This is a genomic window from Pseudomonas azerbaijanoccidentalis (assembly GCF_019145495.1).
Taxonomy (GTDB): domain Bacteria; phylum Pseudomonadota; class Gammaproteobacteria; order Pseudomonadales; family Pseudomonadaceae; genus Aquipseudomonas; species Aquipseudomonas azerbaijanoccidentalis.
Genome location: NZ_JAHSTU010000008.1, coordinates 91,240 through 111,655, shown reverse-complemented (window position 1 = coordinate 111,655; position 20,416 = coordinate 91,240). Strand labels below are relative to the sequence as shown.

The following is a 20,416-nucleotide window of genomic DNA, read 5'->3' as shown; positions in this document are numbered from 1 at the left end:
TCACAATGAAAGTTGGTCATAGGTGACCGAGCTAAAATGGGATAGGGAATTCAAGATGGATGTTGTGCATAGAAATTCGTCAATCACCGCAGGTCCACTTCATGTGCATGACCTCGATGAGTGCCGCAACATTCGAAAAGGAACGGTATTTATTGTTGCCTCGGGAGCATCCGCCAAAGATTTTCCACTGGAAAAATACGCCGACGTTCCCATGATCACCATGAACGGTGCGATCTCGAAGTTCACAGGAACAGGGATCAAACCGTTTTTTTATGTGTGTACCGATCAGGGTTTTCCCCTGCAACAACCTGGACTGTTTTCTCACGCCATGGGTATCAGCGAGCGGGTCGCGCTGTGGGAAGACCATGTCTGGGGTAAACAGGCTGAACCCCAAGGTGAGTTGTATTTGTTGGGGCGGGCGCCCAAGCAGTCCTGGAGCGATCTGTTCCGGGCGGACCCTGAGCTGGTCAGAAGTCGCAAGTTGGGCACTGGTCGTACTCGAACCCTGGGTTTCAGCAAAAATCTCAAACGCGGTTTTTTCGACGCTCGTACGGTGGCCTATCTGGCATTACAGCTTGCCTACCACGTTGGCTTTACCAAAGTGTTCCTGGTGGGCGTCGACTTGAATCAATCGATAAGCCGCTTCTACGAAGAACCAGGCGACATGGCTTCTCCCTGCCGGCTTGATCAGCATTTTGATACGAGAATCCTGCCGTCATTCGAGATTCTGTCGAAGTACGTCATGAACAAAGACTTCCAGGTCTACAACCTGTCTGACTGCTCGAGGATTTCAGCGGAGCTTGTCCCCCGGGTAACGATGGATCAACTCGATACGCTGATCTGAGTAAACCCTATACGGGACCGATGGGAACCACTTGCCAAGCGGTTCCCATTTTTGCTTTGTAACCCCGTAGACTTGGCGCCCGGAACCAAGGGATATGGCGCTCCGCCCATGCCTTACCCTATTCAGGACGCGCTTTTGCCCACACGCCACGACGACCAGTACCACGCCCCCGGCGATGCATTGAAACGCCTACCGTTGCGCAAGGCCGCGGTGCTGTTCATTGCTACGGTGTGCCTGTGCCTGTGTGCCTTGCTTTATCTACAGCTGGAGCAATCCCGGCGTCACGACCTGAATCAGGCCCGGGTGGCATCGTCGAATCTGACACGCGCCATGGCGCAGCAAGCCGAAGACACCTTCATGAAGGCCGATCTGGTGCTGACCAGCCTGGTGGACTGGATTCAAGTCGACGGGTTTGGCCCACCCCTCAGATCGCGGTTGCAGAAGACCTTCGCCCGACGGGTGCAGTCGCTGGATCAGTTGCACGGCATTTTGCTGTTCGATCAAAAAGGCCAGTGGATCGTCACCTCGTTCGAGGATTTGCCCCGCGGTCCCGGCGTGGCGGATCGCGAATACTTCAAGTTCCACCAGCAGAATGTCTCGTCCGTGGCGCACATCGGCGCAGCCATTCGCAGCCGCGAAAATGGCGAGTGGATCATTCCGGTTTCCAAACGGGTGAACGACAAGAACGGCGAGTTCCAGGGCGTATTGCTCGCTGGCATCAAAATGTCGTACTTCGATCAGTTCTTCAAAAGCTTCAGCATCGATGACAAAGGCTCGATGTTCCTCGGGTTGACCGATGGCACGCTGCTGGCGCGGCGACCGTTCGTGGAGTCGCAGATCGGTACGTCATTGGCCAAGGGTGAAGTCTTCCAGAACCTCCTGCCTCGGGCGACCTCCGGTGAGGCGATGTTCACCTCGCTGGTGGATGGAGTCGTGCGCTTGTATGGCTACCGGCAACTGGACGCGTACCCCTTGGTGGTGTCGGCGGCCTCATCCAGGGATTCGATTCTGGCGGAGTGGCACGACACGGCGTTTCGCTCCAGCCTGATCGTTGCGCTGGTGATGTTGGGCGTCGGGCTTTTTGGCTGGGTGTTCATCCGTCAGCTGCGGGTTGGTGAACGGGTCGAAGCGGATTTGCGCCAGGCTCAGGAAGCGCTTGAGCTGATTGCCACCCACGACAGCCTTACCGGTCTGGCCAACCGTCGCTTGTTCGAACGGGCGCTGGATGTCGAGTTCGGACGCGGCGCCCGTCAGCACAGCCCGCTGAGCCTGATCATGCTCGACATCGATTTTTTCAAGCGCTACAACGACACTTACGGCCATGTGGTCGGTGATCATTGCCTGGCTCAGGTCGCGCGTGCGGTGAAAGATTGCTGCCACCGCAAGGCTGATCTGGCGGTGCGTTACGGCGGGGAAGAGTTCGCCGTATTGCTGCCGGACACTGACATCCATGGGGCCATGACCATTGCCGAGCAGATCCGCCGCAGTGTCATGGCCAAGAACATCAGCCATACCGGATCGCCCACCGGTTACGTGACGGTCAGCCTCGGCTGTTACTCGTTCATGCCGACAGGGCGTGACAGCATGGACGTGTTCATCCAGCGAGCGGATGCTGCGCTGTATCAGGCCAAGCATTCCGGCCGTAACCGTTCGGCGGTGCTGTCGCTGGAGGGCGGCATCGCTGAACTGATGCGTTCAGATCGTTGAAGCGTTTTGCCGGGCCGTATCACCCCCGAAACACCCCCGGAGACCCGGCTGTCTGCCTGTCGGAAGTTGTCGTCAGGTTGCAAACAGTTTTAGTGCTTTAGCCGTGGAACGCAGCCGATGACTTACCGTCATCGGCTGCGCTTGTTCGTTCAGCTGCCTGTCCCGCCGCCAGCGCCGCCACTGCCTCCGCCTGCCGAACCAGTGCCGCCACCCGCGCCGGAACCACTGGCGCCACCCGCACTGCCGGACGAAGAACCGGTCGCGCCGCCGTCACCGGCATTGCCGCCCGAAGGCGCGGAGGGGGTGTTGTCGGGTGGCATCACAGGACCGCTGGTAGCACCGGATTTGGTGCCCGTCGCATCCGTGCTTTCGCCGGATTCTGCGAAGGCATTCAAGGACGCCGCCGATAACAAACCGGCTAGCAACAACGAAGTGATTTTGATGTTCAACATGGCACGTCTCCAAAAAAGTGAGTCGCTACCTGATGTTGGTGTGAGGGGCGGCGGGGTTGGTGCCGGTTGGGTGACGAGTGGCATCTCTTGCGGCAACCCCAAATCCCTGTGGGAGCGAGCAGGCTCGCCCCCACAGTGGTTTGGTGTTAGCGCCGAGCGATATCAGACAGCTTGGATTCCAGCGCCTGCCGCACCTGCGGCCATTCCTCATCAATAATGCTGAACCGCACTGAATTGCGCTTGCGCCCGTCGGGCATGATCCGTTCGTGGCGCACGATGCCTTCCTGTTGCGCACCCAGCCGCAGGATTGCCTGGCGCGAGGCCAGGTTGTTTTCGTCGGTGGTGAACTGCACCCGCACGCAGTTCAGCATCTCAAAGGCATGGCGCAGCAGCAGGTATTTGGCTTCGGTGTTGACGAAGGTTTTCTGCCAGCGGGCTGAGATCCAGCTGCTACCGATTTCCAGCTTGCGGTTGAGCCGGTCGATTTTCCACAGGCGCGTCGAACCGATGACCTCGCCGCTATCCTTGAGCACAATGACAAAGGGCAGGACCGTGCCGGCATCGCGGCCATCGAGGGCTTTTTTCAGGTAGCTGCCGACGGTGGTCGGCGAGGGCACGACGGTGACGGTGAGGCTCCACAACTCGCCGTCTGCGGCGGCGTGGACCAGGGCGTCGGCGTCGGCGTATTGCAACGGGCGCAGGCTGATTCGCTCGCCGTGCAAGGTGGTATCGATCATTTGGCGCGTACTCGGCAGGCATGTCAGGCGTGGGGCGTCTATTACGCCGCAGATGAGTCGGCCGACGCAACCACTGGCAGGCCCGTGAGGTCACAGCCAGGACAGGCAGGCAAATGGAGTGTGGGTCATGAAAAAACTGCGGATCGCGACGTTCAACGTCAACGGCATGCGCGCACGGCTGCCGAACCTGTTGGCCTGGCTCGAACGCGAACGTCCGGACATCGCCTGTTTGCAGGAGCTCAAATCAGTCGACAGCGCATTTCCGGCGGCAGAACTTGAAGCCATCGGCTATGGCGCCCTCTGGCAGGGGCAAGCCTCGTGGAACGGGGTGGCGATTCTGGCGCGGGATGCGCAGCCCCTGGAAAGCCGTCGGGGGTTGCCGGGTGATGACAGCGACACGCACAGCCGCTATCTGGAAGCCGCCGTGCATGGGGTGCTGGTGGGCTGCCTGTACCTGCCCAATGGTAATCCGCAACCGGGGCCGAAGTTCGATTACAAACTGGCCTGGTTTGAACGGCTGATTCGCTACGCGCAGACGTTGCAAGTCAGTGAACACCCGGTGGTGCTGGCCGGCGACTACAACGTGGTCCCGACCGATCTGGACATCTACAACCCGCGCTCCTGGCTCAAGGATGCGTTGCTGCAACCCGAGAGCCGCGAGTGTTATCAACGATTGCTGGAACAGGGCTGGACCGATGCCATACGCCACCTGTATCCGCAGGAACGGGTCTACACCTTCTGGGATTATTTTCGCCAGCATTGGCAGAAGAATTCCGGGTTGCGCATCGATCATCTCCTGCTCAACCCGGCCTTGAGCCCTTATCTGGAAGAGGCCGGCGTCGATGCCTGGGTGCGCAATGAACCCCGTGCCAGTGACCATGCGCCGACCTGGATTCAGCTGGGTTCGCGCAAGCGTCGATGAAGTGTCTTACGGGTCGATTGGCTAAATCAATTGTCATGCGCAGCGGTTCATCCCTTATACATAGCGGCCATTGGCGGAGCGATCCGCCGCTTGCGTGCACAAGGACTGAACGATGAGCGAACCACGCCTGACGAATCGCGCGCTGTACCTGCAACGGCTGGGTTTTGATGCGACTCCGGCGCCGACCCTGGATACCTTGCGTCAACTTCAATTACGCCACACCGGCGCTTTCCCGTTTGAAAACCTCACCACCTTGTCCGGCGAACCGGTGCTGATCGACCTGGCGTCGATCGAACAAAAAGTCCTGCATCAGGGACGCGGCGGTTACTGCTACGAACTCAACTATCTGTACCTGGTCTTGCTGCAAGAGCTGGGTTTCGATGCACGTGGCATCACCGGGCGCGTGGTCATGGGCCAGCCGGAAGGTGCCTGGACTGCCCGCACGCACCGCTTGAGTCTGGTGACCGTGGACGGCGTGCGCTACATCAGCGACGTCGGCTTCGGCGGCATGGTGCCCACCGCGCCTTTGTTGCTCGACAGCCCTGCCGAGCAAGCCACGCCTCACGAGCCCTATCGCATTGAGCAGCATATGGACGGCTACACGCTTCGCGCCAAGGTCGGCGAAGAATGGCGAGCGATGTACATCTTCGATCTGCAACGCCAGGAAGACATCGATTACAGCGTCGGCAACTGGTACGTCTCGACTCATCCGCAATCATCTTTCGTCAAACAACTGATGGTGGCGCGGACCGGCGAGGGCTGGCGGCGCACACTCAATAACGGCAGCTTTGCGATTCACACCATCGGCCGCGACAGCGAGCGACGCCAAGTGGCGGATGTGCAGGAGCTGCTGGAAGTGCTGGAGCTTGAATTCGGGATTCAGGTACCGGCGAGTGCAACGCTAGGCAGAACCCTGGCACGCTTGATCGAGCCGCAGTAACGGCCAATGTCGTATCCATTATGAGGGGCAGATTGAATCAATCTGTCCCTTTCGTTTTTTGGCTTATGGACGGGCATCGGGCTCCATCACTCGATGGATTTCGTTAAGGGCTTCCAGCAGTTTTTTCTCCAGGCTTTTCAGCTCTGTCGCCGTAATGCCCGGTTTTAAATGCCCGGTCGCTTTCGCTTCAGCCGCTTTGCTCATATCGGGCAGCAACGTGCGCCGCAGGATGTTGTTGATTGCCGTCTGGTAGCCGTACCCCTCGCTTTCTGCCAACGCGCGTGCGGCCTCAATGACCACTTCATCGAGCATGATGGTGATTCTTTTTTTGCCTTTTTCCGAGGCAACTGCCCCGCGCTTGGCATTGCTGAAGTCGTATTCGTCTTTCATGGATCAAGCCTCCAGATACTGGCGCCGCTCGTTTTTGGTCGCGAGGCGCGCAGAAATGATTCGAACGAAATTCGGGTCACGATAGGTGTATGCAACGACCAGCAAACGCCCTTTGCCATCCAGCCCGATCGTGATCCAGCGTTGTTCATCATGGTGTTCGTCCTGAAAGGTCAGGGCGCGTTCGTCATGGAACACGGGTTCGGTCTCGGCGAGGCTGATGCCTTGGTGCTTGAGTTTGTTGGCTGCGTTCTTGGCCTTGTGATACTGAATTTCGAATGACTTCATTATGCATACTTTATATGTATATGGAAGAAGACAACATCGACCGACTGTCGCCACGAATTCAAAAGACTAGTGGGTGCAGGAGAATGGCCCGAAGGGATGTATTTCAAGGTTTTTGGCGCGATTGCGCTTGCTGGCAAATGGCCGGGATGACTAACCGTTCATAATTTGACGAGTAAGTTGTATACAACTCTATAGACATTTGTCCTGAGTCTTGCATACAGTGTGCGCATAACAAAAACCAGGGAACCCCCTAACATGAAAACGCCCCATGTTTCACACCAACGGCCTGAAGATGAGAATCTCGGGATCGGCGCGAATATGGCTTACGGCCTGCAACATGTTCTGACCATGTACGGTGGCATCGTCGCGGTGCCTTTGATCATCGGTCAGGCGGCCGGCCTTTCGCCGGCGGACATTGGTTTGTTGATTGCTGCTTCATTGTTTGCGGGGGGGCTGGCCACGTTGCTGCAAACCCTGGGTCTACCGTTTTTTGGCTGTCAGTTGCCGCTGGTGCAGGGCGTGTCGTTCTCCGGCGTCGCAACCATGGTGGCGATTGTCAGCAGCGGTGGTGAGGGAGGGTTCCAGTCGATTCTGGGGGCGGTCATTGCGGCATCGCTGATCGGGTTACTGATCACGCCGGTGTTCTCTCGAATCACCAAGTTTTTCCCGCCGCTGGTCACGGGCATCGTGATCACCACCATTGGCCTGACGCTGATGCCAGTGGCCGCACGCTGGGCCATGGGCGGTAACAGCCATTCCCCAGAGTTCGGCAGCATGGCCAACATCGGCCTGGCTGCGATGACGCTGGTGTTGGTGCTGTTGCTGAGCAAGATCGGCAGCGCGACCATCTCCCGTCTCTCGATCCTGCTGGCAATGGTCATTGGTACGATTGTCGCGGTGTTCCTGGGCATGGCGGATTTCTCGTCCGTCAGCGAAGGTCCGATGTTCGGCTTCCCGACCCCGTTCCATTTCGGCATGCCGACGTTCCACTTCGCGGCCATTTTGTCGATGTGCATCGTGGTCATGGTGACGCTGGTGGAAACCTCGGCGGATATCCTGGCGGTCGGTGAAATCATCGAGACCAAGGTTGATTCCAAACGCTTGGGCAATGGTTTGCGCGCCGACATGCTGTCGAGCATGATCGCGCCGATCTTCGGCTCCTTTACCCAAAGCGCCTTCGCCCAGAACGTCGGGCTGGTGGCGGTGACCGGGATCAAGAGCCGTTACGTGGTCGCCACCGGCGGTGTGTTTCTGGTGCTCCTCGGCCTGCTGCCGTTCATGGGCCGGGTCATCGCCGCCGTGCCGACTTCCGTTCTAGGCGGCGCCGGTATTGTGTTGTTCGGCACCGTCGCGGCCAGCGGCATTCGGACGCTGTCGAAGGTCGACTACCGCAACAACGTCAACCTGATCATCGTCGCCACCTCGATCGGTTTCGGCATGATCCCGATCGCAGCGCCGAACTTCTACGATCACTTCCCAAGCTGGTTCGCCACGATTTTCCATTCCGGTATCAGTTCCTCGGCGATCATGGCGATCGTGCTCAACCTGACCTTCAACCACCTCACGGCCGGTAACTCCGACCAGCAGTCGGTGTTTGCAGCGGGCACCGAGCGGGTCCTGCGCTATCAGGATCTGGCAGCATTGCGCGAAGGGGATTACTTCAGCGACGGCAAACTGCATGACTGCGACGGCAAGGAAATCCCGGTGGTTGAGGTGGACCACGGGCATGGCGAGCCACGCCCGGTGCATGCCAAAAGCAGTGAGCATGTCTGACGTTTCAAACGCATGAAAAAAGGCCGATCTGTTGAATGACAGATCGGCCTATTTTGCATTCATGCAGTTGCTATTGTTCGCTTTGTGTCCAGCGCCCCATCAAGGTGTTGGACGGCAGTTGTTCATCCAATAGCTTTCTCGCCGTTTCCACCCCGGCCACCGGCAGCCCTTCAGGGTTCAGCAAGCCAATCTGCACCAGTACGCTGGCCTGATCCCAATAGATGTGCTCGTGGTACAGCTTGTCTCCCCGAAACTTGATCACGCCCAGCATTGGAATCTCGACGTATTTTCCGGTCGGCGCCACGTTGGGCAGCATCCAGTCGATTTCGGTGCTGTGGGTGAAGCACATGATGAATTCGTCGACGATCTGCAGTGCGCCGATGGTGCGCGAGATCGGGATGAGCTTCATGTCCGGCGGGTTGCCGTGGACAAAATGGTGTTGGTAGAAGCGGCTGAGTTGCTTGGCGCCGACGCCGCCGGTCATGGTGGGAATATGGTTGACGTAAGGCTCGGCGACCATGGTCGCCATGGTGGCCGGTACGTCGCGGGTCTCGAACTCGTGGCGGATGTGGTCTTCCCACAGGGCTGACAGGTTGAAGTGGGGGCCGATCTCGCGCTTGAGGGCGGCGATGCTGCGCTCATGGGCCATCAGCGAGGCCGGTTTGTCGTAGTGTGAACTCCCGGCCCGGGCGAAGGCGTGGTCGACGCCCGGGTACACGTAGATTTCGGCCTTGTCGTTGGCAGCCAGGTGTTGACTGATCTGGTCGCGGGCACTGGCGTCGCAGTAGCCATCGTTTTCGGCAAAATGCAGGACCAGGCGGCCCTTGAGGTTTTCCGATTCGTGCAGCAAATGTTCGATGCCCATGCCGTAGTAGCCGACGGCGCAGGCTACATCGGTGCGCGTGGCGGTCAGCCAGGCCAGCTTGCCACCCATGCAGAAGCCGACATAACCCAGGCCCGCGCCTTCGACTTCAGGCAGTGCCCGCAGGGCGTTAAAACTGGCGTCGATATCAGTGACGGCCTTGTCCACATCCAGGCGCTGGAACAGGTCGATGGCCCGCGCGAAATCGGCTTCGGTGTAGCCCAGGTCAATCCCCGGTTGCAGGCGCCAGAACAGATCCGGTACCAGCGCCACATAGCCTTCTTCGGCATAGAAGTCGGCCACGGCGCGCATGTTGGCGTTGATCCCGAAAATCTCCTGGCCGATCACCACGCCGGGGCCTTTGCCGCTGGCCGGCAGGGCCAGGTAACCGCTGAACGTGGCGTTGCTGTCCGTTGCCCGGATCTCAATCATCTTGCCCATGTCATCTACCTCATTCGGTTATCAGATTTATTGGCTGTCACGGTGCTGCTGGAACCATACGCGCGGCGACACGCCACGGTCTGGCCCGAGTATTGAAAAGCCGCCATCCACGGGCACGTCGACACCGGTCATCCAGCCGGCACCGGCGCTGCACAGAAACGCCACCACGCTGCCGACCTCATGGCCCCGGCCGATGCGCCCGAGCGGATGAAACGGCGCCCCGACCCGATCGGCCAGTTGCGGGTCGTTGTCGCTGAACTCGGCGACGCTGGGCGACCAGGTCCAGGCCGGGGAAACGCTCAGCACGCGGATTTGCTCCGGGGCCAGGGTCATGGCCAGGTTTTTCGTCAGTTGCAGGATGCCGGCCTTGGAAGCAGGGTAGAGCGCGCGCCCGGCCGCACCGAATTTGCCACCGGTACTGCCGATGTTGATTACCACGCCTCCGCTGGGCAGGTGCACGGCGGCTTTCTGGGTAAAGATCGCCGCCGACACCAGATTGACATTGAGGGTTTTCAACCACTGCGCGCGATCCGAAGCCAGCCCCTGGTCGGCATACAGGCACGCGTTGTTGACCAAGATGTCGAGCCTGCCGAAGCGGGCCAGGGTGGCAGCGATGCATGCGTCGATGTCTTCGTCGCGCTCCACATCGCACGCTGAAAACCCGCAATCGAGTTCTTCCGCCAACGCCTGACCACTGTCAGCGTTGCGCCCCACCAGCATCACCCGGGCACCCTCCGCCAACAGCTGCCGAGCGATGTCCTGCCCCAGCCCCTGAGTGCTGCCGGTCACAATCGCCACTTTGCCTTCGAGCATCATGCCAAGTCCTCCAGTGCTTCGTTGACGTGACTGATACCGGCGATCAGCGCCATGCTCGCCAGCGAGCTTGTGTGTGCGCCGCTGTCCGCGCTGGCGCAGGCATCCGCCGCGACCGTCACTTCGAAACCGCAGTCCACGGCATGACGCACCGTGCTTTCCACCACCGAGTGGGTCGCCACGCCAGCGATCAACAAGTGCGAAGGATTGAACTGGCGCACCAGGCTTTCCAGCGGTGAGCCATAAAAGGCATTGATCCGGTGGTGGGTGACGACGAACTCCTGGCGGCTGACCTTTGGTGCCAGAGCGCTGTAGAACTCCGCGCCCCAGCTGCCTTCCCGGACAGCACCAAGGCTGGCGACAGCGCGCAGGATCGGCGCGTTCTGGATCAGGTCGGCGTAGTCCGGGCGGAACGCCACACGCACGTGGACAATCGGCCAGCCCTTGGCGCGTGCGCCAGCGAGCAATCGACCGGCCGCATCGAGCAGCGCGGCGCGCTTGCTGTCATCGGCACCCAACCCGACTTGAATCTTGCCTTCAGGGTGCAACACGTCGTTTTGATAGTGCAGGGCGATCACCAGGGGCGTGTCCATCACACGAACACCTCAAGGTTGGCGAACACATCGTTGCAGTTGATGAGGTCCACGCGCTTGAGCTGGATCTGCCAGCCACCACCCTCCTGAGCGGCCAACTTATAGGTGTAGCGACCGGCGAGCTGGCGTTGTTCCAGGCGCCATTCGCTGTACTGGAAGCTGGCGCTGACCACCAGCAAGCCCTGGGCGTCGAGACCTTCAACCATCACGTTGCCGACCAGGTGGGCGGTTTGGGTTTGCGGTTGCTGCGACCAGTTGCGGGCGTTTTCCACCCGGCGGATCCGCACTTCGCGCAGCATGCGGTTTTCCCAGAACAGCGAGATATGGTCGAACGGGTTGGCTTGCTCGTGCTTGTGCGGTACCCAGTACATGCCGGTGTCGGTGAACAGCTTGTCCCACTCCCAGAAACGCCGCTCATCCAGCAGGCGCGCCTCCTGATAAAGAAACTGTTCGATCTGGCGCAGGGTCTCGGCGGGAACCTGGGCCGGGGTCAATTGGCGAGTGTCGACGTCGATTCGGCGGTCAAGCAGCATGGGTGCTCTCCTTGGCAATCAGGGTGGCAGTCATGAACTGTTTCCAGGCGGCGAATTGGTTGCGCATCGGCAGTTCGCTGGTGCCGTTGGTGGACACTGCGCCGTCCTCCAGTGGCTTATCGGTGCCCACGTAGCGGTGCATGCTGATCCACTCGCCACCACGGGTCATGTTGCCTTCCTGGCAGCGAGCATAGACTTCGACGTCGTCGGGCATCACGTTGGAGGAGGGTGAGTTGATGACGTTGGCGTAAGTGAGTGCGCGGTCGAACACGGCATCCGGAGCCCCTTTGCAGCGGAAGGTCTGGATCTCGACCATGGTCTGGTCCACGGCGATGGGACGGATCACCCGGAACTGCATGAACACCGTGTGCGGCGATCCGCTGCCGTAAATCACCGTGTTGTGGCGATTCATGCCCAGGATCTCTTTGGCGCGCTGCTCGCCGTAAGCCTGGCTCAGGCATTCGAAGTGGGCGCGGGAGACCTCGTCGCGCTCGGCGGCGGCCGGGTCGAAGATCGCTTCCATGTAGCCATGGCCGTTGTGGTAGGCGCGCAGTTCGAGTTTTTCCCAGAAGTCGTAGGGTTCGCCGTTACCGTCCATGATCAGCAGTTCGAAGGGCATTTCACCGATGGCTTGGGCTTCGTCACGCGCAGCATCGACTGACGATTCGTGGGTGACGCGGGCGTGCATGGTGTCGTGCAGGTTCTCGTAGAACACTTTCCAGTTCGAGCGCTGTTGAACACGGAAGATGCCGCCGGCCACCTCGACCTCACCGACGGGCGAACGGTCGCACAGGTTGTCGATGGAAGTGATGACGCCGCCCAAGAATGTTTTCAGATCCGGTCCGAACGCTGCCTGGCTGGCGAACACAAAGCCGCGATAGGCCTCGACGCGGGCGACGCTGACCATGGAAAAATCCGGGTGCTTGGGGTCGTAGCAGGTGCCTTCGAAACCGCTCTTGAGTGGCGCCGAGAGATGCTGGCCGTCGAGTTTGAAGGTCCAGGCGTGGTACGGGCAGCGGAAGAATTTGCCGACACTGCCGTCACCGTCGGCCACCAGTTTGGCGCCTTTGTGCGGGCAGCGGTTGTACAGCACGCTGACCTGCTGGTTGGCGCCGCGCACCATGATCACGTCCTGATCGCCAATGCGCGTGGTGTGATAGTCGCCGGGGTTCTTGACCTGGCTTTCATGGCCGACGTAGATCCAGGCGTTGCCGTAGATGCGTTCCATCTCCAGCTTGAACAGGGTCGGGTCGGTGTAGACGCTCTTGTGTACGCTGTCCTCGCGGATCAAGGCAGCGATTTGCTCGTTGGTCGGTATCACGGGATGTCCTCGGCTTGTCACAAATCGAGCACCAGCAGCGCGCTGCTGGCACGGGAGACACAGGTACAGAAACTGCCGCTGGCGCGGTCGCGCTCCGACAGGCAGATGTCGCGGTGATCGGGCTGGCCGTCGATGACCTGGGCGACGCACACGCCGCAGTCACCTCGTCGGCAGTCGAACATCGGGTCCAGCCCGGCCTGGAGCATGGCGTCCAGTACGCTTTGCCCGGCCGCCACTTGCAGGTTCACGCCGCTTTCGCGCAGGTGCACCTCAAAGCCGTTGTCGCCGGCCACTTCCAGCGCACCGCTGAACAGTTCGTAATGCAGGTGATCTTCTGCCCAACCCTGTTCGCGAGCGCAGGCCAACACGCTGTTGAGCATGGCGCTGGGGCCGCAGATGTAGAGGTGCAGGCCGGGGCTTGGCGCGGCCAGAATCGCAGCTGCAGGCAAGCGCTTTTGCGGGTCGCCGCCGCTGATCCAGCAGTGGTTGTCCTGGCAGGCGCGGGCCTCTTGCAGGTAGGCCATCTGTGCTTCATCGCGACCGGCGTAGTGCAGGGTGAACGGCTTGCCCGCCGCGTGCAGCGAGCGGGCCATGCCCAGCATCGGCGTGATGCCGATACCACCGGCGATCAGCAGGGCATGCTCGGTTTTTTCACACAGAGGGAAGTGGTTGCGTGGTGCATCGGCCCGCAGTTCATCGCCGACCTTGAGTGAGTGCACCCAGCGCGATCCACCGGTGCTCGTTTCTTCGAGCTGGACGGCGATTTCGTAGTGTTCGCCGTCGGGCAGGTTGACCAGCGAATAGGCACGGCGTTGAGCGCGGCTGCCCGGTACATGCAGCTCCAGATGGGCGCCTGCGGTGAAGTCCGGCAACGGTTGGGCGTCGCTGGACACCAGCAGCACGCGGCGGATTCTGGGGGTCAGAGGGTCGATTTGTTGGACCCTGAGCGAGAGGCTGGGCATACGCAATTCCTGTCTGAATTCGTAGCCACTGTATGAAGCTTGAGGGGGTCAAAAAAGCCGCAAACGGCAAACCGGTATCCACTTCTGGCGAGAGTGATTACGGTGCCGATCTTCCCAGCCACACCGGAACCTGTAGCAGCTGGCGAAGCCTGCGTTCGGCTGCGTAGCAGGCGCTGGGTCAGGCAGCGCGGTGCATCAAGTAAACCGAGATTTCAGTATTCACGACTGCTACGCAGCCGAACGCAGGCTTCGCCAGCTGCTACGAGGATCGCGTTTTGACTTCGGGGATCGGCATCAACGCAATCAGATCAACGCTTCAAATAGGCGAGCAGGGCGCGCAACTGTTTACCATCCGCCCGGGCCAGATCGTCCAGCACTGCAAAGTGATGACACCCCGCAAGCTCGACAAGGCTCACGGTCTGCCCGGCCTCGCGACAGGCACTGGCGTACTCGCGTGAATGCCTAATCAACTCCGGCAATTCATCCCCGCCAACGGTCACCAGCAACGGTGCGCCATCGCCGATCAGCCTTTGCGGGCTGAACCGACCGATCTCCTCTTCGCTCAATTGCAGCTTGTCGTTGAGCCAGCAGCGGCTGATGGGTTCAAGTTCCATCAGGCCGCTGATCGGCATGGCCAGGGTCACCAGCGGATGTCGACGATACAGCGCAGTCAGATGGCCGCCCGCTGAATGCCCGCACAGCACCACCTGATGACCGATGTTCAAGGCTTCGCGATGCGCCAACAGGTAATCCAGTGCCTTGCCAATCTGGCCGACGATGGTGCTCATGCTCGCTTCGGGTGCGAGGGTGTATTCCAGCAAACCGACATTGAAGCCGGCCTCAATCAGACCCTCGGCGATAAAGGCGTAGTCGTCCTTGTCCGAGGCCTGCCAGTAACCGCCGTGAATGAACAGCAGCGTCGGCGCCCCGGCATTCCCCTGGGCGTACCAGTCGAAACGCTCGCGCATGGCATTGCCATACGGCACATCACGCTGCCAGGCGTGGCTCGCATAGGTCTCGGTGCTGCGCTGGCGAAACCGCTGCATGATCTGCGGAAAATTGCCCACGGCGGCAACGTTGTTGTAAGCCTGATTGAGGTCCATGGCTGCTCACACTCCCAGGTAGCGTTGCGACAGTTCGGGTTGAGCGGCCAGCTCCAGCGGTGTGCCATCCCAGACCTGTCGTCCCTTCTCGATGATGTGATGGCGGTCGACCACCCGCGCCATTTCCTTGAGGTTTTTATCGATCACCAGAATCGTCTCGCCCTCGGCCTTGAGGGTGGCCAGGCAACTCCAGATCTGCTCGCGAATGATCGGCGCCAAACCTTCAGTGGCTTCATCGAGAATCAGCAGGCTAGGGTTGGTCAGCAGTGCGCGGCCGACCACCAGCATCTGCTGTTCACCACCCGACAGCGTGCGTGACAGTTGGTCCTGACGCTCCAGCAGGCGGGGGAACAGTTCATAGACCCGCGCCAGATCCCATTTGCCCCGCGTAGCGGTGGCCAGCAGATTTTCCCGCACGCTCAAGGTGCCGAAGGCGCGGCGGCCTTCCGGCACCAGACCCAAGCCAGCCTTGGCGATGCGATAGGGCGCGGCACCGCGCATTTCCGTGCCGTTGATGCGGATGCTGCCGGCACTGGGCTTGAGCAATCCCATGATCGATTTGACCGTGGTGGTCTTGCCCATGCCGTTGCGGCCGATCAGCGACACCACTTGGCCCTGCTCGATGCTCAGGTGCATGTCGAACAACACCTGGCTCAAGCCATAACCCGCTTTTAAACCCTGAACTTCAAGCATGTTCTTCTCCCAGGTAAGCGGCCCGCACTTGCGGGTCGTTGCGCACTTGTTCGACGCTGCCGGTCAGCACCGTCTGGCCGTACACCAGCACGGTGATGCGGTCGGCGAGGGCGAATACCGCATCCATGTCGTGCTCGACCAGCAGGATCGCGTAGCGGCCCTTGAGGTTGTGCAGCAGCTCGGTCATGCGCGCGGATTCGTCGGCGCCCATCCCGGCCATCGGCTCGTCGAGCAACAGCACCGAAGCTTCCTGCGCCAGGGCCAGGGCGATCTCCAGTTGCCGCCGTTCGCCGTGGGACAGCGCCTGCACCGAGTCTTGCGCGCGAAGGCCCAGCCCCACCTGCTGCAAGTAACCCATTGCCGGTTCCAGCAGACGGGTGTCGCGGCTCAACGGGCGCCACATGCCGAATGCCTTGCCCTCGCGGGCGGCAATGGCCAGGGCGACGTTCTCCAGCAGGGTGAACTCGGTGTAAAGCTGGCTGACCTGGAAAGCCCGTGCCAGCCCCAGTCGCGGCCGTTGCCAGCCCGGAACGCGGGTGATGTCCTGGCCGTTGAGATGGATTTGGCCCTGGTCAGGGAAAATCTCGCCGGCGATCTGCGCGATCAAAGTGGACTTGCCGGCGCCGTTGGGGCCGATGATGGCGTGCAGTTCTCCTTTGAGCAGTTCAAGGCTGGCGCCGTTGGTGGCTTTCACGGCACCGAAGGCTTTGTGCAGATCACGGATCGACAATTGTGCGCTCATGGGCGTGCCTCCACGGCGGCGTTGGGTTTGACGGCAACCACCTTCGGCTTGCGCTGTAACAGGCTCAGCAGCAAACCGTAAACGCCTTTCTTGCCGAACAGCACCACCAGCAACAGCAGGGGGCCGAAGATCAGCATCCAGTGCTCGGTCCACTGGCTCAGCACTTGCTCAAGGCCCAGGTAAGTGGCCGCGCCCAGCAGGGGGCCGAGCAGGGTGCCGACGCCGCCGAGAATCACCATCGCCATCAGCTCGCCGGACTTATGCCAGGCGCCCATGTCGGGGCTGACAAACAACGCGTAGTTGGCCCACAGAATCCCTGCCAGGCCACCGCCGGTGCCGGCGATCACAAACGCCGTAAGGCGATAGCGCAAGGGTTTGAGACCGAGGCTGACGGTGCGCCGCTCGCTTTGCTTGAGCCCACGCAGGACAAAACCGAAGCGCGAATTGACCAGTCGCCGACACAGCAGCAACCAACCGGCCAGCAAGGCCACGCACAGGTAGTAGAAGTGGTTGGCGTCAGCCAGATCCAGTGCGCCGAGGGTGTTGCGCTCGTTGAGCAAAATGCCGTCGTCGCCGCCGTACAGCGACAGCGAACCGAGCACGAAATACAGCATCTGGCCGAACGCCAGGGTGATCATGATGAACTGCACGCCGCTGGTGCGCAGCGACAGATAACCCACCAGCAGCGAGAACAGCGCGCACACCAGCAGGGCCAACGGCCAAACCACCAGCGCGCTGTTGCTGCCTTCCCAGCCCCACAGCGGCAGGCCTTGGGACGTGTGAAAGGCAATGACGCCAACGATGTAACCGCCCAGGCCGAAGAACGCGGCATGGCCGAAGCTGACCATGGCGCCGTAGCCGATCAGCAAGTCCAGACTGATGGCGGCCATGCCGTAGATGGCAAGGCGGGTGAAGAAGCTGACCAGATAAGGTTCGTGCAACCAGTGGGCCAGCAGCGGCATGCAGGCGAAGGTCGCCAGGCACGCAAGGTCGATGATGAGGCGTGGTGACATAGCGTTCTCCTCAGGCGCGGGCCGGCAGCAGGCCGCGCGGGCGCACCAGCAGCACCAGGGCCATGACGATATAGGCGCTGGCGGAAATCAGTCCGGCGCTGAGGGTGCCGCTGGTTTCGCTGGGCAACAGTTGGTCCAGCAGCGGCGGAATGTAGGCACGGCCCAAACTGTCCACCATGCCGATCAGCAAAGCCCCCACCAACGCACCGCGCACCGAGCCGACACCGCCGACGACGATGACCACGAAGGTGGTGATCAGGATCTTCTCGCCCATGCCGATTTCCACCGACAGCAGCGGTGCCGCCATGAAACCGGCCAAGCCGCACAGCACGCAGCCGAATACGAACACCAGGGTGTACAACCGGGCGATGTTGACGCCCAGCGCGCCGACCATTTCGTGGTCGTCGGCACCGGCGCGAATCAGCATGCCCAAGCGCGTGTGGTTGATCAGCAGCCACATGCCGACCGCCACGATCAGTCCGGCGGCGATGAACAGCAACCGGCTGACCGGGTACATCAATCCGGGCAGCACTTCGACAAAACTGGAATACCACTCGGGCGTGGGCATCGCCGGTGGGCTGCGGCCGAAGATCAGGGTCAGCAGTTCGTTGCTGAAAAACACCACGGCCAACGTCGCCAGCACCTGATCCAGGTGGTCGCGATTGTAGAGGCGGCGCATGATCGAGGTTTCGATCAGCGCGCCGTAACAGGCCGAGCCTATCAATGCGGCCAGGCCGCCGAGCCAGAACGAACCGGTGGCCATGGCGGTGTAGGCGGCGCAGAAAGCGCCGACCATGTAAAAGGCGCCGTGGGCCAGGTTGATCACGCCCATGATGCCGAAAATCAGGGTCAGGCCTGAGGCCAGCAGAAACAGCAAGGCGCTGTATTGCAGGCCGTTGAGAATCTGTTCGAGCAATAACATTGCTGCGTTCCTCAGGAAAACGCCCCGCAGTTGTGCTGCAGGGCGAGGACGGGAGTCAGGTGCCGGTCAGATCGCGCATTGAGCGGCGTAGCTGTCGACATGGCGGGTCGCCAGGGTCTTGATCGGTACTTCGATCAGCTTGCCGTCGGCGCCGGCCTGCACTTGCAGCAGGTACCAATCGATCACCGGGTGCTGGTTCTGGGCGAAGCTGAAGTCACCGCGAATGGAGTCGAACTTGACGTTCTTCATCGCCGAACGGAAGGCCGGCTGGTCTTTGAGATTGCCCTGGGAGGTTTTCAGGGCAGCGCCGATCAGCCGGGCCGTGTCGTAAGTCTGGGCGGCATACACCGTCGGGACGCGCTTGTATTTCTCGGTGAACGCCTTGACGAAGGCCTGGTTGGCCGGGTTGTCCGATTGCGGGTTCCACAGGGTGACGATGTTGGTGCCCTTGGCCACGTCGCCAGTGGCGGCGAGCATGCGTTCATCCATGGAGAACACCGGCACCACCATCGGAATTTGCGCCGACAGGCCCGAGCCGCCGTATTGCTTGGCGAAGTTGATACCGCCGCCACCCGGGTGAAACTGGAAAATCGCATCCGGCGTCAGTGAACGAACGCGAGCCAGTTCCACCGAGAAATCCAGCTGGTTGAGCTTGGTGTAGATCTCGGTCACTTCGCCCTTGAAGGTGCGTTTGAAACCGGCCAGTGCATCACGGCCGCCCTGATAGTTGGGCGCCAGGATCACCATCTTCTTGTAGCCCAGTTCATTGGCGGCGACACCGGCCATTTCGTGCGGGGTGTCGTTCTGGTAGGAGCCGACGAAGTAGTTGGCCATGCACTTTTCACCGGCAAGGGTCGACGGCGCGGTGTTGTTGCTGACGTAGAAACCGTCCTTGGTGGCGGTGTTGATCACGGCCGCCAGCACGTTGGAAAAAATCACCCCGGTGTACAGCGAGATACCGTCCAGGCTCATGCGGTCGGCGATCTGCTTGGCCTTGGCCGGTTGCAGGCCATCATCTTCCACGATGAGTTGCACCGGCACGCCGCCGAGCTTGCCGCCTTCCTGATCGATCGCCAGCTGGAAGCCGTCTCGCGAGTCTTCGCCCAGATAGCCGGCGGGGGTGGAGAGGGTGGTGATGAAGCCGATTCGGACAGGCTCCACGGCCTGGGCAGCCGTCGCTGCGCAGAGGGAGGTTGCCAGACATGCACGCAATACCAGGTTTTTCATGAGGCGGCCTATGAAGTAGGTCGTGCCAACGCACGGTAGATGTCGATGAGGGCAGTGATTCAGTGTTCGGTCGGGCCGATTGATTGTTGTTATGGGGGCGCTGTGTCAGCTGTTGCTCTCGGTGAACTTCTCCAGGTAAAGGCGGCTTTGATCCAGGCCTTGCTGCTGGCGCCAGTCCTTGATCGACTCGACCATTGGCGGCGGGCCGCACAGGTACAGGTCGAATGGCTGGTCACGCAGCTCGGCCAACTCCAGGTGTTCGGCGATGTAGCCGGTCTTGCCCGGCCAGTCGGGGTTGGGATTACTGACCACGGGCGTAAAACGGAAGCCCGGGATCCTGGCGGCATAGGCCTCGATGCGTGAGATTTCACACAGGTCCGCGGCCTCGCGCACGCCGTAGTAGAGGTGTACCGGGTGACCGCAGCCTTGTTGCTCGGCGATCTGCTCGAGCATGCCGAGGAATGCCGACAGCCCGGTGCCGCCGGCCACCATCACCAGCGGGCGGTCGATATGCCGCAAGTAAAAGGCACCCAGTGGAGCCTCCATGTGAATCACATCACCGACCTGGCAGCGATCGCGCACGTAGTCGGTCATCACGCCGCTGGGCAGCAGGCGAATGAGAAACTGCAGGTTGCTGCTGCCCGGCGCGCAAGCAAACGAATACGAGCGTCGATGCTCGGTGCCTGGCACTTGCAGGCGTGCGTACTGGCCAGGCAGATAGTCCAGCGCCGCGCCCGCCGCGCCGACTTCCACGTGCACGATGGCGGTGGTCGGGGAGACCTGTCGCACCTCGCTAACGGTGCCTTGCAGGCTGCTCGGGCCGCTGCTGCCGCAGAGGCTCGAGTCGAAGTCGAAGTAGAACGCGGCATCCGACTGCACGCGTGTCTGGCAGCTCAGCACCTTGCGTTCAGCCAGGTCGCTGGCCGACAGCGCTTCCTCGTCCACATAGTCTTGGGTGTATTGCCCGGATTCACAGCGGCCCTGGCAGGTCGCGCAAACCCCTTCGCGGCAATCCAACGGAATCTTGATCCCGCTGCGCAGGGCCGCGTCGAGCAGGATTTCATTGTTCTGCACGTTGCAGAAGAGTGTTTTGCCGTCGGCGAAACTGAAGGCGACCTTGTACGTCATGGGCGTTAATCCG

At 60.9% G+C, this 20,416-nt stretch carries 22 protein-coding genes; 5 read left to right on the top strand and 17 right to left on the bottom strand.

Going from position 1 to position 20,416, the window contains the following annotated elements; genetic code table 11:
- Positions 1-55 precede the first annotated feature (55 nt).
- Positions 56-844: a WaaZ-like lipopolysaccharide core biosynthesis protein gene (locus KVG88_RS23485; RefSeq protein WP_150701158.1), complete on the top strand. Its 789-nt coding sequence runs from the start codon at positions 56-58 to the stop codon at positions 842-844.
- 108 nt (positions 845-952) lie between these two features.
- Positions 953-2,551, top strand: coding sequence for a sensor domain-containing diguanylate cyclase (locus KVG88_RS23480; RefSeq protein WP_217872882.1), 1,599 nt, complete (start codon positions 953-955; stop codon positions 2,549-2,551).
- 149 nt (positions 2,552-2,700) lie between these two features.
- Here KVG88_RS23480 and KVG88_RS23475 read toward each other — a convergent pair whose 3' ends face one another.
- Positions 2,701-3,003 (bottom strand): hypothetical protein, encoded by a 303-nt coding sequence (locus KVG88_RS23475; protein WP_150701160.1) that lies wholly within the window; start codon positions 3,001-3,003, stop codon positions 2,701-2,703.
- A 146-nt stretch (positions 3,004-3,149) separates the two neighbouring features.
- The gene (locus KVG88_RS23470) at positions 3,150-3,737 is read right to left on the bottom strand and encodes a GNAT family N-acetyltransferase (RefSeq protein ID WP_217872988.1); all 588 of its coding nucleotides are present in this window, start codon (positions 3,735-3,737) and stop codon (positions 3,150-3,152) included.
- A gap of 130 nt (positions 3,738-3,867) precedes the next feature.
- Between KVG88_RS23470 and KVG88_RS23465 the strand changes: the two genes are divergently transcribed.
- Positions 3,868-4,662, top strand: a complete 795-nt coding sequence (locus KVG88_RS23465; protein ID WP_217872881.1) for an exodeoxyribonuclease III — start codon at positions 3,868-3,870, stop codon at positions 4,660-4,662.
- A 112-nt stretch (positions 4,663-4,774) separates the two neighbouring features.
- A complete protein-coding gene (locus KVG88_RS23460) occupies positions 4,775-5,602 on the top strand; it encodes an arylamine N-acetyltransferase family protein (protein ID WP_217872880.1) in 828 nt (275 codons plus the stop codon).
- A gap of 63 nt (positions 5,603-5,665) precedes the next feature.
- On the opposite strand, the gene KVG88_RS23455 is transcribed toward KVG88_RS23460, so the two are convergent.
- Positions 5,666-5,992 carry a BrnA antitoxin family protein gene (locus KVG88_RS23455; RefSeq protein WP_150701163.1) on the bottom strand — a complete coding sequence of 109 codons (327 nt, stop codon included), beginning with the start codon at positions 5,990-5,992 and terminating at the stop codon, positions 5,666-5,668.
- 3 nt (positions 5,993-5,995) lie between these two features.
- A complete protein-coding gene (locus KVG88_RS23450; RefSeq protein ID WP_150701164.1) occupies positions 5,996-6,277 on the bottom strand; it encodes a BrnT family toxin in 282 nt (93 codons plus the stop codon).
- Between the two features lie 255 nt (positions 6,278-6,532).
- On the opposite strand from KVG88_RS23450, the gene KVG88_RS23445 reads away from it, so the two are divergent.
- Positions 6,533-8,050, top strand: a complete 1,518-nt coding sequence (locus KVG88_RS23445) for a nucleobase:cation symporter-2 family protein (RefSeq protein ID WP_150701165.1) — start codon at positions 6,533-6,535, stop codon at positions 8,048-8,050.
- Positions 8,051-8,120: 70 nt separating this feature from the next.
- Here KVG88_RS23445 and KVG88_RS23440 read toward each other — a convergent pair whose 3' ends face one another.
- From KVG88_RS23440 to antC, 13 genes are all read right to left on the bottom strand, one after another.
- The gene (locus KVG88_RS23440; RefSeq protein WP_217872879.1) at positions 8,121-9,353 is read right to left on the bottom strand and encodes a dienelactone hydrolase family protein; all 1,233 of its coding nucleotides are present in this window, start codon (positions 9,351-9,353) and stop codon (positions 8,121-8,123) included.
- Positions 9,354-9,380: 27 nt separating this feature from the next.
- Complete coding sequence (locus KVG88_RS23435; protein WP_217872878.1) at positions 9,381-10,169, bottom strand: SDR family oxidoreductase; 789 nt, start codon at positions 10,167-10,169, stop codon at positions 9,381-9,383.
- Positions 10,166-10,759: a cysteine hydrolase family protein gene (locus KVG88_RS23430; protein ID WP_217872877.1), complete on the bottom strand. Its 594-nt coding sequence runs from the start codon at positions 10,757-10,759 to the stop codon at positions 10,166-10,168. The genes KVG88_RS23435 and KVG88_RS23430 overlap by 4 nt, the downstream gene beginning before the upstream one ends.
- On the bottom strand, positions 10,759-11,292 hold the full coding sequence (locus KVG88_RS23425; RefSeq protein ID WP_150701169.1) for an aromatic-ring-hydroxylating dioxygenase subunit beta: 534 nt from the start codon (positions 11,290-11,292) through the stop codon (positions 10,759-10,761). Before KVG88_RS23425 ends, KVG88_RS23430 begins: the two co-directional genes overlap by 1 nt.
- Complete coding sequence (locus KVG88_RS23420) at positions 11,282-12,613, bottom strand: aromatic ring-hydroxylating dioxygenase subunit alpha (RefSeq protein WP_217872876.1); 1,332 nt, start codon at positions 12,611-12,613, stop codon at positions 11,282-11,284. Before KVG88_RS23420 ends, KVG88_RS23425 begins: the two co-directional genes overlap by 11 nt.
- A gap of 17 nt (positions 12,614-12,630) precedes the next feature.
- The gene (locus KVG88_RS23415) at positions 12,631-13,575 is read right to left on the bottom strand and encodes a PDR/VanB family oxidoreductase (RefSeq protein WP_217872875.1); all 945 of its coding nucleotides are present in this window, start codon (positions 13,573-13,575) and stop codon (positions 12,631-12,633) included.
- A gap of 308 nt (positions 13,576-13,883) precedes the next feature.
- Positions 13,884-14,678 (bottom strand): alpha/beta hydrolase, encoded by a 795-nt coding sequence (locus KVG88_RS23410; RefSeq protein WP_217872874.1) that lies wholly within the window; start codon positions 14,676-14,678, stop codon positions 13,884-13,886.
- 6 nt (positions 14,679-14,684) lie between these two features.
- On the bottom strand, positions 14,685-15,371 hold the full coding sequence (locus KVG88_RS23405) for an ABC transporter ATP-binding protein (RefSeq protein WP_075945923.1): 687 nt from the start codon (positions 15,369-15,371) through the stop codon (positions 14,685-14,687).
- Positions 15,364-16,113 carry an ABC transporter ATP-binding protein gene (locus KVG88_RS23400; protein WP_217872873.1) on the bottom strand — a complete coding sequence of 250 codons (750 nt, stop codon included), beginning with the start codon at positions 16,111-16,113 and terminating at the stop codon, positions 15,364-15,366. Before KVG88_RS23400 ends, KVG88_RS23405 begins: the two co-directional genes overlap by 8 nt.
- Positions 16,110-17,126, bottom strand: a complete 1,017-nt coding sequence (locus KVG88_RS23395; protein ID WP_150701175.1) for a branched-chain amino acid ABC transporter permease — start codon at positions 17,124-17,126, stop codon at positions 16,110-16,112. Before KVG88_RS23395 ends, KVG88_RS23400 begins: the two co-directional genes overlap by 4 nt.
- Positions 17,127-17,136: 10 nt before the next feature.
- Positions 17,137-18,048, bottom strand: a complete 912-nt coding sequence (locus KVG88_RS23390) for a branched-chain amino acid ABC transporter permease (RefSeq protein WP_151213217.1) — start codon at positions 18,046-18,048, stop codon at positions 17,137-17,139.
- A gap of 66 nt (positions 18,049-18,114) precedes the next feature.
- Positions 18,115-19,275: an ABC transporter substrate-binding protein gene (locus KVG88_RS23385; protein WP_217872872.1), complete on the bottom strand. Its 1,161-nt coding sequence runs from the start codon at positions 19,273-19,275 to the stop codon at positions 18,115-18,117.
- A gap of 105 nt (positions 19,276-19,380) precedes the next feature.
- Complete coding sequence (gene antC, locus KVG88_RS23380; RefSeq protein WP_217872871.1) at positions 19,381-20,403, bottom strand: anthranilate 1,2-dioxygenase electron transfer component AntC; 1,023 nt, start codon at positions 20,401-20,403, stop codon at positions 19,381-19,383.
- Between the last annotated feature and the right edge of the window lie 13 nt (positions 20,404-20,416).

Bases quoted from the DNA above. Each gene is read 5' to 3' on its own strand.
- KVG88_RS23485 (WP_150701158.1), top strand. From the start codon at position 56: ATGGATGTTGTGCATAGAAATTCGTCAATCACCGCAGGTCCACTTCAT.
- KVG88_RS23480 (WP_217872882.1), top strand. From the start codon at position 953: ATGCCTTACCCTATTCAGGACGCGCTTTTGCCCACACGCCACGACGAC.
- KVG88_RS23475 (WP_150701160.1), bottom strand. From the start codon at position 3,003: ATGTTGAACATCAAAATCACTTCGTTGTTGCTAGCCGGTTTGTTATCG.
- KVG88_RS23465 (WP_217872881.1), top strand. From the start codon at position 3,868: ATGAAAAAACTGCGGATCGCGACGTTCAACGTCAACGGCATGCGCGCA.
- KVG88_RS23460 (WP_217872880.1), top strand. From the start codon at position 4,775: ATGAGCGAACCACGCCTGACGAATCGCGCGCTGTACCTGCAACGGCTG.
- KVG88_RS23455 (WP_150701163.1), bottom strand. From the start codon at position 5,992: ATGAAAGACGAATACGACTTCAGCAATGCCAAGCGCGGGGCAGTTGCC.
- KVG88_RS23450 (WP_150701164.1), bottom strand. From the start codon at position 6,277: ATGAAGTCATTCGAAATTCAGTATCACAAGGCCAAGAACGCAGCCAAC.
- KVG88_RS23445 (WP_150701165.1), top strand. From the start codon at position 6,533: ATGAAAACGCCCCATGTTTCACACCAACGGCCTGAAGATGAGAATCTC.
- KVG88_RS23440 (WP_217872879.1), bottom strand. From the start codon at position 9,353: ATGGGCAAGATGATTGAGATCCGGGCAACGGACAGCAACGCCACGTTC.
- KVG88_RS23435 (WP_217872878.1), bottom strand. From the start codon at position 10,169: ATGATGCTCGAAGGCAAAGTGGCGATTGTGACCGGCAGCACTCAGGGG.
- KVG88_RS23430 (WP_217872877.1), bottom strand. From the start codon at position 10,759: ATGGACACGCCCCTGGTGATCGCCCTGCACTATCAAAACGACGTGTTG.
- KVG88_RS23425 (WP_150701169.1), bottom strand. From the start codon at position 11,292: ATGCTGCTTGACCGCCGAATCGACGTCGACACTCGCCAATTGACCCCG.
- KVG88_RS23415 (WP_217872875.1), bottom strand. From the start codon at position 13,575: ATGCCCAGCCTCTCGCTCAGGGTCCAACAAATCGACCCTCTGACCCCC.
- KVG88_RS23410 (WP_217872874.1), bottom strand. From the start codon at position 14,678: ATGGACCTCAATCAGGCTTACAACAACGTTGCCGCCGTGGGCAATTTT.
- KVG88_RS23405 (WP_075945923.1), bottom strand. From the start codon at position 15,371: ATGCTTGAAGTTCAGGGTTTAAAAGCGGGTTATGGCTTGAGCCAGGTG.
- KVG88_RS23400 (WP_217872873.1), bottom strand. From the start codon at position 16,113: ATGAGCGCACAATTGTCGATCCGTGATCTGCACAAAGCCTTCGGTGCC.
- KVG88_RS23395 (WP_150701175.1), bottom strand. From the start codon at position 17,126: ATGTCACCACGCCTCATCATCGACCTTGCGTGCCTGGCGACCTTCGCC.
- KVG88_RS23390 (WP_151213217.1), bottom strand. From the start codon at position 18,048: ATGTTATTGCTCGAACAGATTCTCAACGGCCTGCAATACAGCGCCTTG.
- KVG88_RS23385 (WP_217872872.1), bottom strand. From the start codon at position 19,275: ATGAAAAACCTGGTATTGCGTGCATGTCTGGCAACCTCCCTCTGCGCA.
- antC (WP_217872871.1), bottom strand. From the start codon at position 20,403: ATGACGTACAAGGTCGCCTTCAGTTTCGCCGACGGCAAAACACTCTTC.